General features: G+C 64.9%; 14 protein-coding genes. 12 read left to right on the forward strand and 2 right to left on the reverse strand.

Annotated features, from left to right (window positions below; translation table 11 throughout):
* The first annotated feature begins 149 nt into the window (after positions 1-149).
* Genes NKH91_RS09675 through NKH91_RS09700 form a run of 6 tightly spaced genes read left to right on the forward strand, consistent with a single transcriptional unit; the run spans position 150 to position 6,616 of the window.
* Positions 150-1,139, forward strand: a complete 990-nt coding sequence (locus NKH91_RS09675) for a TIM barrel protein (RefSeq protein WP_352482898.1) — start codon at positions 150-152, stop codon at positions 1,137-1,139.
* Between the two features lie 41 nt (positions 1,140-1,180).
* A complete protein-coding gene (locus NKH91_RS09680; protein ID WP_352482899.1) occupies positions 1,181-2,239 on the forward strand; it encodes a sugar ABC transporter substrate-binding protein in 1,059 nt (352 codons plus the stop codon).
* Between the two features lie 56 nt (positions 2,240-2,295).
* Positions 2,296-3,822 carry a sugar ABC transporter ATP-binding protein gene (locus NKH91_RS09685; RefSeq protein WP_352844511.1) on the forward strand — a complete coding sequence of 509 codons (1,527 nt, stop codon included), beginning with the start codon at positions 2,296-2,298 and terminating at the stop codon, positions 3,820-3,822.
* A 16-nt stretch (positions 3,823-3,838) separates the two neighbouring features.
* Positions 3,839-4,816, forward strand: a complete 978-nt coding sequence (locus NKH91_RS09690) for an ABC transporter permease (RefSeq protein ID WP_352844510.1) — start codon at positions 3,839-3,841, stop codon at positions 4,814-4,816.
* Positions 4,813-5,688 (forward strand): MurR/RpiR family transcriptional regulator, encoded by an 876-nt coding sequence (locus NKH91_RS09695; RefSeq protein WP_023721163.1) that lies wholly within the window; start codon positions 4,813-4,815, stop codon positions 5,686-5,688. The genes NKH91_RS09690 and NKH91_RS09695 overlap by 4 nt, the downstream gene beginning before the upstream one ends.
* A 31-nt stretch (positions 5,689-5,719) precedes the next feature.
* Positions 5,720-6,616 carry a ribokinase gene (locus tag NKH91_RS09700; protein WP_352844509.1) on the forward strand — a complete coding sequence of 299 codons (897 nt, stop codon included), beginning with the start codon at positions 5,720-5,722 and terminating at the stop codon, positions 6,614-6,616.
* A gap of 31 nt (positions 6,617-6,647) precedes the next feature.
* On the opposite strand, the gene NKH91_RS09705 is transcribed toward NKH91_RS09700, so the two are convergent.
* On the reverse strand, positions 6,648-7,673 hold the full coding sequence (locus NKH91_RS09705) for a LacI family DNA-binding transcriptional regulator (protein ID WP_352589918.1): 1,026 nt from the start codon (positions 7,671-7,673) through the stop codon (positions 6,648-6,650).
* Positions 7,674-7,868: 195 nt separating this feature from the next.
* Here NKH91_RS09705 and NKH91_RS09710 point away from each other — a divergent pair, with 195 nt between their 5' ends.
* The 5 genes from NKH91_RS09710 to NKH91_RS09730 all read left to right on the forward strand — a co-directional run bounded on the left by NKH91_RS09710 (position 7,869) and on the right by NKH91_RS09730 (position 12,817).
* On the forward strand, positions 7,869-8,903 hold the full coding sequence (locus tag NKH91_RS09710) for a Gfo/Idh/MocA family protein (protein WP_352884638.1): 1,035 nt from the start codon (positions 7,869-7,871) through the stop codon (positions 8,901-8,903).
* Positions 8,903-9,808, forward strand: coding sequence for a sugar phosphate isomerase/epimerase family protein (locus tag NKH91_RS09715; RefSeq protein ID WP_502898982.1), 906 nt, complete (start codon positions 8,903-8,905; stop codon positions 9,806-9,808). Before NKH91_RS09710 ends, NKH91_RS09715 begins: the two co-directional genes overlap by 1 nt.
* A gap of 104 nt (positions 9,809-9,912) precedes the next feature.
* A complete protein-coding gene (locus NKH91_RS09720; protein ID WP_352482909.1) occupies positions 9,913-10,920 on the forward strand; it encodes a substrate-binding domain-containing protein in 1,008 nt (335 codons plus the stop codon).
* A 65-nt stretch (positions 10,921-10,985) separates the two neighbouring features.
* Positions 10,986-11,777, forward strand: coding sequence for an ATP-binding cassette domain-containing protein (locus NKH91_RS09725; RefSeq protein WP_352482911.1), 792 nt, complete (start codon positions 10,986-10,988; stop codon positions 11,775-11,777).
* The gene (locus NKH91_RS09730) at positions 11,774-12,817 is read left to right on the forward strand and encodes an ABC transporter permease (RefSeq protein ID WP_352844508.1); all 1,044 of its coding nucleotides are present in this window, start codon (positions 11,774-11,776) and stop codon (positions 12,815-12,817) included. Before NKH91_RS09725 ends, NKH91_RS09730 begins: the two co-directional genes overlap by 4 nt.
* Positions 12,818-12,826: 9 nt before the next feature.
* Here the strand turns inward: NKH91_RS09730 and NKH91_RS09735 are convergent, their stop codons facing one another.
* Positions 12,827-15,634, reverse strand: a complete 2,808-nt coding sequence (locus tag NKH91_RS09735; protein ID WP_352482914.1) for an ATP-dependent helicase — start codon at positions 15,632-15,634, stop codon at positions 12,827-12,829.
* Between the two features lie 250 nt (positions 15,635-15,884).
* Here NKH91_RS09735 and NKH91_RS09740 point away from each other — a divergent pair, with 250 nt between their 5' ends.
* Positions 15,885-18,197 carry a glucose/quinate/shikimate family membrane-bound PQQ-dependent dehydrogenase gene (locus NKH91_RS09740; protein WP_352844506.1) on the forward strand — a complete coding sequence of 771 codons (2,313 nt, stop codon included), beginning with the start codon at positions 15,885-15,887 and terminating at the stop codon, positions 18,195-18,197.
* The last annotated feature ends 50 nt before the right edge of the window (positions 18,198-18,247 follow it).

Raw genomic sequence — 18,247 nt, forward strand, 5'->3', positions numbered from 1 at the left:
ACATGATACTTGCGTGACAGTGCTGCGCTTGCCTGGGCCTCATGTGGTCGCAACTAGCCCGGGCATGGCGAATCCGTCGCCACCGAGAGCAATTAACAACTTTACAAATAATCATTCTTATGTGAAGTTATGACAATGAAAGGTCACCGATGACAGTCTGTCGTTTCGCTACCCGCCTCAATTCCTTTGCCTCGCGGCCACAGGCCGAGTGGCCTGATCTTGTTGGTAAACCGTCCATGCTGCAAATGGCGGCGCGTGCGGCGAAGGTTGCGGAATTGACCGATCTCGACCTCAACTTCCCCGACCATGTCGATGAAAAACCTGCGGAAATGGCGCGCAAACTCAGCGATCTCGGGCTTTCCATCAATGGCTTCGCCATGCGCTACTACTCTAATCCGGCCTTCAAGCTCGGCGCCTTCACCAATCCGGATCCTTCCGTTCGCCGGGAGGCCATCGACCTGACCAAGGCCGGCATCGACGCCGCGCGCGAGGCCGGCGCCAGCCTGATGACATTGTGGCTCGGGCAGGATGGCTTCGACTACGCCTTCCAGGCTGACTACGCAACACTCTGGCAACACGAAATCGATGGCATTCGTGAAGTAGCGGCGCATGATCCGGGCTGCCAGATTAGCCTTGAATATAAACCCAACGAGCCGCGCTCCTACAGCCTGATGCCCGATGCGGCGACGACATTGCTGGCGATCCGCGAGATCGGCCTGCCCAATCTCGGCGTGACGCTCGATTTCGCTCACGTGCTCTATGCCGACGAGCAGCCGGCTTTCGCTGCCGCCCTCATAGCACGGCACAGCAAGCTGCTCGGCGTGCACCTCAACGACGGCTACGCCAAGCGCGACGACGGCCTGATGGTCGGTGCCGTGCACACGCTGCAGACGATCGAGCTGCTCAGGCAGATCCGCCGCGACGGCTATGCCGGGGCCATCTACTTCGACACGTTCCCCGACATGACCGGGCTCGATCCCGTCCACGAATGCGAAGTCAACATCGCCACCGTCAAGCGCATGCTGCGCGTCGTCGAGCGGCTGGAAAAGGACAACCGCCTGTCAGCCGCCGTCGATCGTCAGGACGCGGTCGCGTCGCAGGCCATCATCCAGGAAGCCATGCTCGGGCCGGACAGCTGAGGCCGGCGCCATCACCGTTTTTCAACAAGGGAGGAAAGACCATGAAATTTCTGCTCGTCACCGCTACCGCTGCCCTGATGACGCTGTCCATCGGCTCTGTGTTTTCCGCGGATCTCGCGCCGCTCAATTCCGACACCGAGAAGGATCGCATCGACTGGTCGCAGCTCGAGGCCAAGTTCGGGGCTTTCCCCAAGCTGCCCGAGGGCACCAAGGCGGGTGCGGTCTCCAAGACGCTGACCAACGAATACTGGCGCTCGCTGGGTGAGGGCTACAAGTCGTTCGGCGACCGCATCGGCGTGCCCGTCGTCTACCAGGCGGCGCAGAGCGAGGGCGACCAGCTCGGCCAGCTCACCATCGCCGAAGGCCTGGTCACGCAAGGCTACAACGTGCTGCTCGTTTCACCGCAGACCGACTCCAATTTGCAGCCGATCATGGAACAGGCCAGGGCCGCCAACGTGCCGGTGGTCAACGTCAATGACGCGGTCATCCCGCAGGCCGAGTACTATGTCGGCAATGTCCAGCGCGACAATGGTGTGCGTGTCGCCAAATGGTTCATCAAGAACCGGCCGGATGGCGGCAAGGTTGCCATCGTCGAAGGCCAGGCCGGCGTCTACGCCGCCGTCCAGCGCACCGACGGCTTCAAGAGCACGATCACTGAAGGCGGCAAGTTCGAGGTCGTCGCCAGCGTGCCGGGCAACTGGGATCGCCAGACCTCCTACGACGCGGCCACCAATATCCTGCAGCAGCACCCCGACCTGATCGGCTTCTATGCCAATAATGACGGCATGGCGCTGGGCATCGTCGAAGCGGTCAAGGCGGCCGGTCTGCAGGACAAGGTGGCCGTCTTCGGCACCGACGGGATTTCCGACGCTTATGCCTCGATCCGGGCCGGCGAGCTGACCGGTACCGTCGACAGCTTCCCGGTGCTGACCGGCGAGGTGGCGCTGGAATCGGCGCTGCGACTGGTGGCTGGGCAGAAGCTGCCGCGTGTTGTTGCCACCCCGCAGGCGCTGATCACCAAGGACAATGCCGACCGTTACTCGGGCGGCGGCGACGCCGTGCGCAAAGCGCTGCTCGAGGACGCGGCAGCAGGCCAATAGAGCAGGGCGGCGGGTGCCGGCCTTGGGTCGGCACCCTTGCTTGGAGAACCGAAGCAATGTCAGCGCGGCTGCAATTCGAGGGCATTTCCAAGCTGTTTCCGGCCGTGCGGGCGCTGAGCGACGTGTCCTTTTCGGTCGGCGCCGGCGAAATCCATGGCCTGCTTGGCGAGAACGGCGCCGGCAAGTCGACGCTGCTGCGCATCCTGTCGGGCGTCTACCGGCCGACAGCGGGAAGCGTTTTCATCGACGGCAGGCCGGTGACGCTGAACAACCCGGTCCAGGCGCGGGCCGCGGGCGTCGCGATGATCCATCAGGAATTACAGCAGGTGCCACGTCTCAGCGTTGCCCAGAACATGTTCCTGGGCCATCCGCTGACGCGCGGCGGCGTCTTCGTCGCACGGCGCGAGCAGGAGCGCCGCGCTGCGGAAGCCCTGGCCGCCATCGACCCGACCATCGATCCGGCAGCCCCGCTTGGCTCGCTGAAGGTGGCGCAGCGGCAAATCGTCGAGATTGCCCGGGCGCTGCTCGACCGCGCCAGGATCGTGGCGATGGACGAGCCGACATCGAGCCTCACGCCGAGCGAGTTCGAACGGCTGGCCGAAGTGATTGCGGGCCTGGCGCGCGACGGTGTCACGGTCGTCTATGTCTCGCACAAGCTGGATGAGGTGTTCGGCATCTGCCAGCGCGCCACCATCATGCGCGACGGTGTCGTGGTCGAAACCGTTGATCTCGCGCAGGTGTCGGAAAAGGCCGTCGTTTCGATGATGGTCGGCCGCGAACTTGCGCAGGAACAGCACCGCTCGCATGCTTCCAGCGAGATCAGGCTGAGCGTGCGTGGCCTGGCCTCGGCGACCAAGGTCCATGACGTTTCGTTCGACCTGCATCGCGGCGAGGTGCTGGGCATTGCCGGCCTGGTCGGCTCGGGCCGCACCGAGCTGCTGCGGCTGCTGGCCGGCGCCGACCGGGTCTCATCAGGCACAATGGAGATCGACGGCAAGGCGACAAAACTTTCCAGTCCGCGCGACGGCATCGCCGCCGGCATCGGCCTGGTGCCGGAGGAGCGCAAGCGCGAAGGCATCGTGCCGTTGCGGTCGATCTCCAGCAACATCGCGCTGGCGTCGATGGGCGTGTTCGCGCCGCGCGGCGTCATCGACCACCGCCGGCTGAAGCGCGTGGCAGCCGAGAAGATGAAACGCGTCAATCTCAGACCGTTCCTGCTCGACCGGCCGATCCGCCTATTCAGCGGCGGCAACCAGCAGAAGGCGATCATCGGCCGCTGGCTGGCGGCGGGAACGCGGATCCTTCTGTTCGACGAGCCGACGCGCGGCATCGATGTCGGCGCCAAGGCGGAGATCTACCACCTGATCGAGGAGCTCGCCGCCGAAGGCCATTCGGTAATCGTCGTTTCGTCCGAGTTGCCCGAGGTGATCCGGCTCGCCGACCGGGTGCTGGTCATGCGTGACGGCACGGTCGCCGCCGAACTGGGCCGCGCAAGTCTCAGCGAACAGGCGATCGCCGCGCACGCCATACCCCAAACGGAGATTGAGGCCGGCAAGGCGCAAGGCCGCCGGGCCGGTGCATAACGGACAGGACCAGCGGATGACCGATATAACCCAACACACAGCAGCGCGCCCAAGCGCAGATTTCCTGCACCGGTTTTCGGTGCGCGACGCTGGCACGCTGATCGGCCTGGTGGTGATCCTCGCTGTCTTCCGGGCGCTGGTCCCCGGCTTCTTTGCCGAGCGCAATTTGATCAACATCCTGCAGCAGTCGAGCATCAATGCCTGCCTGGCGTTGGGCATGACGCTGGTCATCATCTCGGGCGGCATCGACCTGTCCGTCGGGCCGACGGCAGCTCTTTCGGCAGTCATCTCGGCCTCGATGCTGGTTGCCGGCGTGCCGTTTCCGCTGGCCATCGCCGCCGGCTTCGCCATCGGCCTTGCCTGCGGCCTGCTCAACGGCGTGCTGGTCGCCTATGTCGGGCTGCAGCCCTTCATCGTCACGCTGGGAACGCTCAGCACCTACCGGGCGCTGGCGCTGATCTATACCGGCGGCAATCCGGTGCTCGGCCTGCCTGCCGGCTTCCGTGCCATCTTCAATGGCTCGCTGTTCGGATTGCCGTTGGCGGTCATTATCGTGGCCGTGGTCGCGCTGATTGCCTGGATCATCCTCAAGAAGACGCCGTTCGGCGAATATCTGCTCGCCGTCGGCGGCAATGAGGAAGCGGCCTATATAGCCGGCGTGCCGATCGCCCGCACCAAGATCGCCGCGTATATGATCTCGGGCCTGCTGGCGGCGCTTGCCGCACAGATCCTGATCGGCCGGTTGGGTGCGGCCGAACCCATTCTCGGCAATCTCTGGGAGCTCGACGCCATAGCAGCGGCGGCGATCGGCGGTGCCTCGCTGATGGGCGGCAAGGGCAGCGTCGTCGGCACAATCCTGGGTGCCGTCATCCTTGGCAGCATGCGCAATGGCCTGACGCTGATGAACGTGCAGTCCTTCTATCAGCTCTTGGCAACTGGCCTTATAATCCTCGCCGCGATGCTTATCGATCGCGTGACGAGGGGACGTGGATGACATTGACCGGGCTGGATCTGAAAGCAGTAGGGCCGCGCATCCGCATGATGATGCCGCATCTGACGCCGCTCGAGGCGAAGGTGGTGGAAACCGTCTTCGGCAGGCGCGGCTTCGACGAGACTATCCCGCTCAAGCAGATCGCAGAGGAGGCCGGCGTCTCAGAGGCGATGGTGGTCAAGATCGCGAAGAAGCTGGGTTTTTCCGGCTATCGTGACTTTCGCACGGCGGTCTATGAATACAGCCGCCTGCCGACCGCCGAGATGCATCAGGAACTGTCGGTGGACGACAGTTCGGCGGAAATCGTGCAGAAGGTGTTCCGCACCTCCATCCAGGCGCTGGAGGAGACGCTCGCCATCCTCGACATGGACGATTTCGACCGCGCCGCCGATCTGCTTTACCGCGCCAGGAACCGCGATTTCTACGGCGTCGGCGGTTCGGCGCAGATCGCACGCGATGTCTCGCACAAATTCCTGCGCATCGGCATCCGCACCTCCGTTTACGACGATTCGCACATGATGCTGATGTCGGCCTCGCTGCTCGGCGCCGACGACATTGCTGTCGGCTTCTCGCATTCCGGCAACACGAGCGCCGTCATCGACGCCATCCAACTTGCGCGCAAAAGCGGCGCGCGCACGCTGGCCATCACCAATTACGACAACTCACCATTGGCAGCCGTCGCCGACATCGTGCTCTGCTCGACCGCGCAAGGCTCGCCGCTGATGGGCGAGAACGCGGCGGCGCGCATTGCCCAACTCAACATCCTCGACGCGCTGTTCGTGGCGGTCGCGCAACGCGACTACCAGGCGGCGGAGCGCAATCTCGGCCGCACCATGTCCGCGGTGACGTCGAAACGGAAAGACAAGAACTCATGAAAGGCAAGCCGCTCCTGAAAGTCAGAGGCACATGACGGCTTCCCCGCCGCTGGTCACCGTATTCGGCAGCCTGCATTACGACATCATGGTCGAAGCCCCCGATCGCCCACGCAAGGGCGAAACGGTGACCGGCCATGCCTGGCATCCAAAATGCGGCGGCAAGGGCGGCAACCAGGCGGTATCGGCAGCGCGGGCCGGCGTGCGTGCGGCAATGATCGGAGCTGTCGGCGATGACGATTTCGGCCGCGCGCTTCTCGACAATCTCGATCGCTGGGGCGTTGACCGGCGCTCCGTGCGGGAGGCTTCCGGCGCCGGCTCGGGCATGAGCGTAGCGATTTTCGACGACAGCGGCGACTATGGCGCGGTGATCGTCTCGGGCAGCAATCTCACTCTCGGCGAAAAGGACATTGCGGAGGCGGCCGAGCTGATCGCGCAAACGGCGGTGCTGCTGCTGCAAAACGAGGTGCCAGAAGCCGCCAATATCGCCGCGGCGCGGGCGGTGAAGGCGCATGGCGGCCGCGTCCTCCTCAACGCCGCACCCGCCCGGAAACTGTCCGCCGAGCTGATCGCGCTCACCGACATCGTCATCGTCAACGCCATCGAGGCGGAATTCCTGGCCGGTGTTCCGGTCGTCGACACACTCGAGGGTGCTGCGAAGGCGGCCGGTATGCTCGTCGGCTCCTACCCGGCTGCCATCGTCACCGCCGGCGGGGAGGGGGTCGCCTATCGCGACCGCGACGGCCAGGCGTTCGCCTTGCCTGCGATGCCGGTGAAGGTCATCAGCACCCACGGTGCCGGCGACGAATTCGTTGGCGCCTTCGCGGCGGGGCTTGCGCGTGGGCAGCCTGTCGAGGCGGCACTTGCCGCCGCCAATGCCGCAGCGGCCTTGCTGGTTGCAACGCCGGAGCGCGAGCGCGGCGGGCCTTGATCAATCTGAACCTGCTCGGTGACCGCCGCGCTCAATCGCTGTCGCGCGCGATAAGCTCCAGCGGCCAGACTTCGCGGATGATGCGGGCGCCTTCGGTGCCGGCGAAGGCCGGAATCGATGCCAGCAGCATTTCGGCCAGCCGCTCGCCCATCGGCTCCAGCGCCGGGCGGAAGCCGGTCAGCGCCGGCGAAAAATAGCGGCAGAGCGGCGTGTCGACGATGACGATCACCGCGATGTCGTGGCCGGGCTTGATTCCCGCCTCGGCCAGAGCCTTGCAGCCGCCAAGCGCCATCGCGTCGTTGTTGAAGATGATGGCGCTCGGCGGGTCCTTGGAGCGCATGACCTTCGGTGTCACCGCGTAGCCGCCGGCCTCGTTGATGAAGCCGTCGGCGATCAACTCGGGGTCGAATTCGATGCCGTGCCGCCGCAACGCCTTGCGATAGCCGGCGAGGAACAGATAGCCGAAATTGAGGTCGAGCGACGGGCGGATGGCGGCGATGCGCCGGTGGCCGCGCGCGACGAGACGATCGACGGCGTCAGCTCCGGCTTTTTCGAAGTCGAGGTCGAGCGAGGGGTAGGCATCGCCGCCGGAACGGCTGCGGCCGAGCGTCGCGAACGGGAAACCGGCCTGGGTCAAATAGTCGATGCGCTCGTCTTCGCGCCGCGTCCAGGCCAGCACCACGGCATCGGCCCGGCGGGTCTCGACGACACGGCGCAGGCGCTCCTGCTGATAGTCGCCCGGCGCGCCCATCACCACGATCAGGTCGAGCCCGCTTTCGGCGAGCTTGGCCTGCAGCCCGGTCAGGAATGGAATGAAGAACGGCTCGCCATACTCCTGGTCGCCCGGATGCGGCTGCAGCATGAAGGCGATCGAATGGGTGGCGCCGCGCCGCAGGCTGCGGCCGGACTGGTTCGGTGAATAGTTCAGTTTCTTGGCCGCATCGAGCACGCGCTGGCGTGTGTCGGCATTGACGTCGGCGCGACCGTTGAGCGCGCGCGACACCGTGCCGATCGAAATGTTCAGGTGACGCGCAAGGTCGTGAATGCTGGACGCCAAAGGACAGTTCTCCCCTTGCTTGGCTAGCACCGGCTGCTCTCCGGGCCAAGCCGACACCACGATTTTTCGCAACCGGCCAATTGACATTCTACGCCATCGGGTGTGTTCTCGTAAACGTTTACGGAAAAACATTCACGGCCCTGCCGTGAATGCCGTGAGGATCGGTCTGGAGGGGCCGAGAGGGAGGAACACTGGATGATCAATGTCGTCCTGGTCGGCTGCGGAGCGATGAGCAAGGCCTGGCTCGATGCGGCCAGGCAGATCGACGGGCTCGCCATTGTAGGCCTGGTTGATATCGACGCCGAAAGGGCGCGGGCGAGGGCGCGCGAATACGAGCTTTCCGGCGCTGTCATCGGAACCGACCTCGACGCCGTGCTCGACCAGACCAGGCCCGACGCGGTATTCGACGTGGTGGTTCCCGCCGCCCGCCGCGAGGTCGCGTTTTCCGCCTTTGCCCATCATTGCCACCTCTTGACCGAAAAGCCGCTGGCCGACAGCCCGGGCAATGCGCGTGCCATTGTCGAGGCCGCCCGCAGCGCCGGGCGCATCCATGCCGTCGTGCAGAACCGCCGCTATGTCGCCAATGTCAGGCGCATCCGGCGCTTTCTCGCTTCCGGCGTCATTGGTGCTGCGACCAGCATCCACGCCGATTTCTTCGTTGCGCCGCATTTCGGCGGTTTTCGCGAAGAGATGCGCCATGTGCTGCTGCTCGACATGGCGATCCACACATTCGACGCGGCCCGCTACATGGTGGCCGGCGAACCGACCGGTGTCTATTGCCAGGAGTGGGAGCCGGCCAATTCCTGGTATCGGCAAGGGTCGTCGGCAACCGCAAGCTTCGACCTCGGCGGCGGCAAGCTGTTCACCTATGCCGGCAGCTGGTGCGCGGCCGGCTTCCGTACCAGTTGGGACAGTACATGGCGTATTGTCGCCGAGCGCGGCAGCATTGTCTGGGACGGCGAGGACGGGCTGAAGGCGGAAATCGTGCAGCCGGTCCGTGAAGGCCTGTTCCACCGCACCGAATCGATAGCCGTGCCGCCGCTCGACCCGGCCGATCGCGTCGGCGGCCATCTCGGCATCATCCAGGATTTCGTCCGCGCCGTCGAAACCGGCACCGAGCCGGAGACGCGCGGCGCCGACAACATCAAGAGCCTGGCCATGGTTTTCGCTGCGATCGAGAGCGCCGAGACCGGGCGCCGGGTCGCCATCGCTGCACAGGAAGGATCATGATGCCAAACCCGCTGCTCGACATCAGGATCGGCACAATGGTGCGGGCCAATCTCGACGACCCGGCCGCCTATGTCAGGCAGATCCTGCCGCTCGGCTTCGAGAGCATCCAGCCGTTCTTCTGGCAGACGCTGGGCGGCAAGGACATTCCACGGCTGGCGGGCGAGATCCGCGAGGCGATCGGCGATGCCGATGTCGTCATCTCGTCGATCGGGGTGTTCGGCAATCCGCTGGAGAGCGGTGAAGTTGATCGCGGCGTGCTCCAGGCGTGGGAAACGATCATCGACAACGCGCATCTATTCGGCACCAACATGGTCAGCGGCTTCACCGGCCGCATTCGCGGCAAGCCGCTGCCAGACAGCCTGCCGCGTTTCCGCGAGGTATGGGGGAAGTTGGCAAAACGGGCTGCCGACAAGGGCGTGCGCATCGCCTTCGAGAACTGCGCCATGGACGGCAACTGGGCCAGCGGCGACTGGAACATCGCCCACAATCCAGACGCCTGGGAGCTGATGTTCAACGAACTGCCGGACGACAATCTCGGCCTGGAGTGGGAGCCCTGCCACCAGCTGGTCTACCTGATCGACCCGATCCCGCAGATCCGCAAATGGGCGCCGCGCATCTTCCACGTCCACGGCAAGGACGCGACGGTGCGCTGGGACGTGATCCGCGAACATGGCGTGTTCGGTCGCCTGCCGTTCGTGCAGATGCGCACGCCGGGGTTCGGCGACAGCGACTGGACGCGAGTGATCAGCGAGCTGCGGCTGGCCGGCTACAAAGGCGCCATCGACATCGAGGGCTGGCACGACCCGGTCTATCGCGGCGATCTCGAGATCACCGGCCAGGCGCGTGCGCTGGATTATCTCCAACAATGCCGGGGAGGCGCGAGCTACCTGCCGAACCCGGTGTGAGAACTCGGCCGGCGGGAGGTGCCGGCCAGCGAAAGATTGCGGCGCGTTGCCGAAGCGATCGTCAAAACCCCTCGGCTAGCGAGGGAACAAAGGGAGGAACGTGCATGAGCATTACGATGAGAAGGACAGTTCTGCGCTCGACCGTCGCGGCGGCCGCGATGGCGTTCGCCGCCGCACTCTCGACCTTGCCGGCGCAGGCGCTCGATGCCCAGTGGTGCAAGGATGTCCATATCCGTTTCTTCGCCGGCGGGGCGGAGGGCGATGCGTTCGGCACCATCGTCTATAATGGCGCCAAGCAGGCGGCCGCCGATCTCGGGCCCAAGGTCGACTATATCTTCTCTGGGTGGGACGTGGAGAAGATGGTCCAGCAATTGCGCGAGGCTGTTGCGGTCAAGCCCCAAGGCATCGCCATGATGGGCCACCCGGGCGACGCCGCCATCATGCCGCTGGCCGAACAGGCGCACAAGGACGGCATCAAGATGATGTACCAGAACGTGCCGGTGCCGACGGTCACGGCGGCGTTCGGCGGCGGCTATGTCGGCGCCCAGCAGGAGCAGCAGGGCCGGGCGCTCGGCGCCGAGGCGTTCAAGCTGGCCGGGCTGAAGGCCGGCGACAAGGCGATCATGATCGGCCCGTTCGAGAACGAGAGCCGCGGCGCGCGCGAACGCGGCACGGTCGCCGCACTGAAAGAGGCCGGCATCGACGTCGTTCAAATCAATTCTCAAACCGAGTGGGCAGCCGATCCCAATCTGGCCATTCCGGTGATCACGGCAGCACTGCTCAACAATCCCGACGTCAAGGCGGTCGGCTATCCCGGCGGGCAGCTGCTAGGCAATGTGCCGACTTACATGCAGGCGGCGGGCAGGAAGCCGGGCGACATCTTCAACTTCGGCTTCGACACCAGCCCGCAGATCGTCGAGGGCTTCAAGGGCGGCTGGGTGCAGCTGACGGCCGACCAGCAGCCGTTCATGCAAGGCTACCTACCAATCCTCAGCCTCTGCCAGCAGGTGGTGCTGGGTCTGGCGCCGATGAATGTCGACACCGGTGCCGGCTTCGTCACGCCGCAGAATTATGAGATCGTTTCCGAACTCGCCAAGCAGGCGTTGCGCTGATCGCCCGATCTGCCGGCCGGGTTGAATCCCGGCCGGCGACGACCGACAAACAAGCGAGGACCGCCATGGCCGAACGCCTCATCGAACTGCGTGAAATCAGCAAGTCCTACGGCCAGGTCTATGCGCTTGGCGGCGTCAATCTCAGCGTCGACCGCGGCGAGGTCGTCGGCCTGATCGGCGACAACGGCGCCGGCAAATCGACGCTGATCAAGATCCTTTCCGGCGTGGTCAAGCCGACCAGCGGCGAAATCCTCATTCGCGGCAAACCGGTGACCGGGTGGAGTGCTGCGCGCTCGCGCGACGCCGGCATCGAAACGGTGTTCCAGGACCGGGCGCTCGCCGTGCAGCAGACGATCGTGCGCAACATCTTCATGGGCCGCGAGCTCACCGGCTGGCTTGGATGGCTGAAGGTCAACAAGGAGATCGCGGAGGCGAGCCGGCTGATGCGCGAGATCGGCTTCACCTCGAAGGTGTTCACGCCGCAGTCGATCGTCGGCCAGCTGTCGGGCGGCGAACGCCAGGGCGTGGCGATCGCCCGCGCCATCTACAAGCAGGCCGACCTGATCATCCTCGACGAGCCGACGACGGCGCTGTCGCTGACCGAAACCGCGAAGGTTTTTCATTTCGTGCGCCAGGTGCGGGCGAGCGGCCGGTCGATCCTGTTCATCGGCCACAACATCCACCACGTCTTCGATATCGCCGACCGCTTCGTGGTGCTCGACCGCGGCAAGGTCGCGCTCAGCGCCGACCGCAGCGAGGTCAAGTCGGCCGAAGACCTCATCAATTTCATGGAAGACGTGGCACATCCCGGCGGATTGCCGGGACTTCGCGACGCCGGGGAGCAGATAGCGCGATGAGCAAGACCATGGATCCCGATCTGCAGACCCCTCTAGGCAGCAGCGATGCCGCCCGAAAGGCATGGAAACACCCGTCCGATAACTGGCTGCGCGGCTTTGTCCTCGACAACCGCGCCGCACTCGGCACGCTTGCCGTGTTCATCGTGATGATGGCGGTGTTCATGATCGCCAATCCGGCGGTCTTCACCAGCTGGTATCTCTATAGTTCCGTGCTGACCACGCTGCCTGTGGCGCTGTTCGTGGTGGTGCCGCTCGTCTTCGTCGTCACCTGTGGCGAGATCGACCTGTCGTTTCCGGCGACGATGGGCTTCGCCTCGTGGGTCTTCGCGCTGGTCGTGCAGGCCGGCTACGACCCGTTCGTCGGCATCGCCGCCGCAATCGTCACCGGCATGCTGCTCGGCTTCCTGGTCGGCTCGCTGGTCGTCTATGGCGGGCTGTCGTCGCTGATCGCCACGCTCGGCATGAATTTCCTGCTGCGCGGCCTGATCCAGATCATCAACGAGGGCAGGTCGACCGCGCTGACCGGCCTTGCCGACAGCTGGGCCTACAAGATCTTCTCCAGCCAGCTTTACGGCATCCCGGTGCAGATATTCTGGGCCATCGCCTTCGTCGTGCTGTCGGCGCTGCTCTACAACCGCCATCGCTTCGGTGCCCAGGTCAAGGTGGTCGGCGACAATCCCGACAGCGCCCAGCAGATGGGCATCGATGTCAAGCGCGTCAGGGTGAAAGTGTTCGTCTTCGTCGGTATCGGCGCGGCGATCGCCGGCACGTTCTCGGTAATGATCAACTTCACCTGGTGGCCGACGGCGGGCGACGGATACCTGCTGCCGGTGCTGGCATCGGTATTCGTCGGAGGCACGCCGACCTGGGGCGGCATCGGCACCGTCGTCGGCGGCGCGATCGGCGCGGTTACGGTGTCCTTCATCCAGACCGGCGTCGTCGCGGCGGGACTGAGCGGCTTCTACGTCCAGTTCTTCAACGGGCTGATCATCATCCTGTCGCTGCTCGGCCATAAGTGGAACCAAGCGCGGTATCGGTGACCGGCGGCCTCAAACCCCCGTGACAAACCCGTCCAGCACGCGTTTCTGGCCGGCCTTGTCGAAGTCGATGGTCAGCTTGTTGCCTTCGATGGCCGAGATGTTGCCGTTGCCGAATTTCTGGTGGAAGACGCGGTCGCCAACGCTGAAGGGGGAGGGCGTGTCGGCGACGGATTTGGCGACCAGCTCGCCGTCGATGGTGCGGCCCTTGATCGAGGTGCGGCCGGCACCGTAGCCCGAGTCGGTTTCGCCATAGCCGATGCGCTCGACCTGGTGGCCGGAGCGCGTGCCCCAATTGCGGTCGGTCGCTTCGGTGCGGTTGGCCTGAGCACGTTGCCAGCCCGGTGTCGCATAGGTGCTGGAGAAGGCGCCGGATTTCTCGGCGCCGTTGTTGCCACCGATGTTATCGAAGCGCGACGCCCCATAAGGATTCTGTCTTCCAGCCCCCTGGCCGCCACGACCGGGAGCGAACGAGCCGCCACCATAGGCATTGCCGTAGCCGCCATAGGAGTTGCCGCTCTCGGCGACCTCGACATGGGCTTCCGGCAGCTCGTCGAGGAAGCGCGACGGGATGGTCGATTGCCAGAGGCCGTGGATGCGGCGGTTGGAGACAAACCAGAGATGCAGGTTCTTCTTGGCGCGGGTCAGGCCGACATAGGCAAGGCGGCGCTCCTCCTCGAGCCCGGACCGGCCACCCTCGTCGAGGGAACGCTGGTGCGGGAACAGGCCTTCCTCCCAGCCGGGCAGGAACACGGTTTCGAATTCGAGGCCCTTGGCCGAATGCAGCGTCATGATGTTGACGGCGTCGAGCTCAGCGTTCTGCTCGGCGTCCATCACCAGCGCGACATGTTCGAGGAAGGAGCGCAGCGATTCATACTCCTCCATGGAGCGTATCAGCTCCTTTAGGTTCTCCAGCCGGCCGGGCGCTTCGACCGAGCGGTCGTTCTTCCACATGTCGGTGTAGCCGCTCTCCTCCAAAATGGTCTCGGCGAGTTCGGTGTGCGGGGTGGTTTCGAGAGCCTTTTGCCAGCGCTCGAAATTGGCTGATACCTCGCGAAGTGCGGCACGCGGCTTCGGCTTCAGCTCGTCGCTTTCGGCCAGTTTTGCCGCCGCCTCCAGCATCGGGATGCGCAGCGCGCGTGCGGTGTCGTGGACCTGGCGGATGGTGGCCTCGCCCAACCCGCGTTTCGGCACGTTGACGATGCGCTCGAAGGCGAGGTCGTCGGCGCCTTGTGCGACGACGCGGAAGAAGGCCAATGCGTCGCGAATCTCGAGCCGCTCATAGAAGCGCGGGCCGCCGATGACGCGGTAATTGAGCCCGAGCGTGACGAAGCGGTCCTCGAATTCGCGCATCTGGAAAGACGCGCGGACGAGAATCGCCATATCGTTCAAATTGTGCTTCTGGCGCTGGTAGGCCTCGATGGTCTCGCCGACGGCGCGGGCCTCCTCCTCGGAATCCCAGGCGGCGTGGACATGCACCTTCTCGTCGTCCTCGGCGATCTTCTCGGTAAACAGCGTCTTGCCGAAGCGGCCCTCATTGTGGGCGATGAGATGCGAGGCGGTGCCGAGGATGTGCGCGGTCGAGCGGTAGTTGCGCTCCAGCCGGATGATGGTGGCGCCGGGGAAATCCTTGTCGAAGCGCAGGATGTTGTCGACTTCGGCGCCGCGCCAGCCATAGATCGACTGGTCGTCGTCGCCGACGCAGCAGATGTTAACTTTGCTTTCGCTCACGGCCGCGCGCGAGCTTCGCTCGCTGGCCTCCGCGGGGGCGGCCTGGCCGGCCGACGCCCGGTCGGGCTTGCGGCCTTCGGCCGAAGAGCGCCCAATCTCCCCCCTCGTGGGGGAGATGTCGGCGGAGCCGACAGAGGGGGGCGCTGTCCCGCCAGCGTTTCCGCCAGGACCATTGGAAGCGTCGCGATCCTTCGCGCCCCCCTCTGTCCTGCCGGACATCTCCCCCGCGAGGGGGGAGATTGGCTTGCCTTGAGGCCGCTGGGCCAGCAGGCGCAGCCACATGTACTGTGCGGTGTTGGTGTCCTGGTACTCGTCGACGAGGATGTAGCGGAAGCGCTTGTGGTATTCCTTCAGCACGTCCGGATTGGCGCGGAAGATGCGGATCGGGTGACATAGGAGATCGCCGAAGTCACAGGCATTCAGCGTCTGCAGCCGCTCCTGATAGGCCTTGTAGAGTTCGCGGCCCTTGCCGTTGGCGAAGGCACGGGCATCGCCCTCGGGGATGTCGGCGGGACCGAGGCCCTTGTTCTTCCAGCCGTCGATCATCTGGGCGAACTGCTTGGCCGGCCAGCGCTTGTCGTCCAGCCCTTCCGCCTGGATGAGCTGTTTGATCAGCCGCACGACATCGTCGGTGTCGAGAATGGTGAAGTCGGATTTGAGCCCGGCCAGCTCGGCATGTCGGCGCAGCAGCTTCACGCCAATCGAGTGGAAGGTGCCGAGCCACGGCATGCCCTCGACATTGCCTTCGCCGATCAACAGGCCGATGCGCTGCTTCATCTCGCGCGCCGCCTTGTTGGTGAAGGTGACGGCGAGGATCTGCGAAGGGAAGGCCTTGCCGGTGGCAAGGATGTGGGCGATGCGGGTGGTCAAGACGCGCGTCTTGCCGGTGCCGGCGCCGGCCAGCACCAGCACCGGGCCTTCGGTGGTTTCCACCGCCAGCCGCTGCTCGGGGTTGAGGCCGTTGAGATAATCGGGCGCGTTGTTTTGATTGCTGCGGGCAGCCATGGCGCGCGCGGCGATGCCCGACGGGGCCACGGGCCGCGCGTTCGGTTCGTCAAAAAAGGGCATGTCTTCCGAAAAGCCGGACATCTCTCCCCGAATGTAGTGATTCGGCAGCGAAAGGCCAGAAGTGTCTCCGTTTTGTTCTGTCCAGTCGGTAGACTCACAATCTGAATGGGTCCGCTAACCAAAACGCCGAGCTTGCCGTGGGTCGACGCCGTAAAACGCCGAGCTTGCTTGACAGGGGAAGCGGGCCGGAGAAAGTTGCGTGGGGGCAGGCACGCAATGCGGGGTTGCCCATGGACGCGTCGCGGAGCGCACCAGTCGAAGGAGCACCGTCTTGGCTGTGGTCATCACCTCCCTGATCCTTTTCCTCATCGGCCTGGCGCTTGGCGGCGGCGGCATCTGGCTCGTGACGCTGGGCGGCAGCTGGTATTACGTCATCGCCGGCATAGCTTTCCTGATCGCTGCCTGGCTGCTCTACAGGCGCAGATCCACGGCGCTGTGGCTCTACGCGGCGATCGTGCTCGGCACGCTCGCCTGGGCTGTCTGGGAAACCGGCTTCGACTGGTGGGAGCTCGGCCCGCGCGGCGGCATCATCGTGCTTGTCGCGCTGTGGCTATTGACGCCATGGGCGCGGCGCGGGCTTACCGGTCCCGACGGACGAGCGCCGCTGATCCTCGCGGTGCTGGCATCGCTCGGCGTCGCCGGTTATTCGATGACGACGGACCCAAAGGATATTGCCGGCCAACTCAACACCGACAAGGTGACGCCGACGGCCGAACTCGGCGGCAATGTGCCGGCCGGCGAATGGCACTATTACGGTCGCACGCAATATGGCCAGCGCTATTCGCCGCTCGACCAGATCACCCCCGAAAACGTTGCCAATCTGCAGCCGGCCTGGACCTATCGCACCGGCGACGTGAAAGGGCCCGACGACATCGGCGAGACGACCTATCAGGTGACGCCGCTGAAAATCGCCGACACGCTCTACATCTGCACGCCGCATAATTTCGCCATCGCCATCGATGCCGCGAGCGGCAAGGAGAAATGGCGCTTCGATCCGCAGGTCAAGCTCAACAAGGACCGCCAGCACCAGACCTGCCGCGGCGTGGCTTACTATGCCGATGCCAAGATCGCCGCCGGCCAGCCCTGCGCCACGCGCATCTATCTGCCGACATCGGACGCCCGGCTGATCGCGCTCGACGCGGCGAATGGCCAGGTCTGTCCGACATTTGCCGAGGGCGGCACGCTGAACCTGCTCGCCAACATGCCATATCCGAAGCCGGGCTATTACTATTCGACTTCCGCGCCGCTGATCGTCGCCAACAAGATCATCGTCGGCGGCGCGGTCAACGACAATTATTCGACGCAGGAGCCGTCCGGGGTCATCCGTGCCTACGATGCCGACACCGGCGCGCTGTTATGGAATTGGGATTCCGGCAATCCGGACCAGACGACGCCGCTGCCGCCGGGCCAGACCTACACCAACAACTCGCCCAATATGTGGTCGACGGCGAGCGCCGACGAGAAGCTCGGCCTGCTCTATGTGCCGCTCGGCAACAAGACGCCGGACCAGCTCGGCGCCGGACGCAGCGCCAATGACGAGAAATTCTCTTCCTCGATCACCGCGCTCGATCTCAACACCGGACAATTGCGCTGGGTGCGGCAGACCGTGCATCACGATCTCTGGGACATGGACGTGCCGGCGCAGCCGACGCTGGTCGACATAACCACGGCCAGTGGTGTGGTGCCGGCGCTGGTCGGGCCGACCAAGCAGGGCGACCTCTATGTGCTCGACCGGCGCAGCGGCGAGCCGGTCGTTCCGGTCAAGGAAGTGCCGGCGCCGGGCGGCGCGATCGAAGGCGACCATACCTCGCCGACGCAGCCGGTCTCGGACCTCAGCTTCAGTCCGAAGCCACTGACCGGCGCGGATATGTGGGGCATCACCATGTTCGACCAGCTGGCCTGCCGGATCGAGCTTCGGAAGCTGCGGTATGAGGGCCGCTATACGCCGCCGTCGCTGCAAGGCTCGCTGATCTATCCCGGCAATTTCGGCACCTTCAACTGGGGCGGCGTGGCAGTCGATCCGGTCCGGCAGGTGATGTTCGGCATGCCGACATACCTGGCGTTCATCTCCAAATTGGTGCCGCGCGCCGACGTGCCGCCGCCGGGCGATACCAAGGGCAGCGAACAAGGCCTGAACCGCAATGACGGTGCGCCTTACGCAGTGATATTGAAGCCATTCCTGTCGCCGCTCGGCATTCCCTGCCAGGCGCCTCCGTGGGGCTATGTGGCCGGCGCCGACCTTCGGACCGGCAAGATCGTCTACAAGCATCGCAACGGCACCGTCTACGACATGACGCCGCTGCCGCTGCCGTTCAAGGTCGGCGTGCCGGGCATTGGCGGGCCGATGATCACTGCCGGCGGCGTCGCCTTTCTCGGTGCGGCGGTCGACGACTATGTGCGCGCTTATGACCTGACGACCGGCAAACAGCTCTGGCAGGCGCGGCTGCCTGCCGGCGGGCAGTCGACACCGATGACCTACACGGTAGCCGACGGACGCCAGTTCGTCGTCATCGTTGCCGGCGGCCACGGCTCGGTCGGCACCAAGCCGGGCGATTATGTGATGGCCTATACGCTGCCGAAATAGAGAAGTTCCTCAGAGCCCGAGATGCCCTTTCAGGTCGGGTACCGATGCAA

This window comes from Mesorhizobium sp. M0894 (assembly GCF_040319725.1).
Lineage (GTDB): Bacteria > Pseudomonadota > Alphaproteobacteria > Rhizobiales > Rhizobiaceae > Mesorhizobium.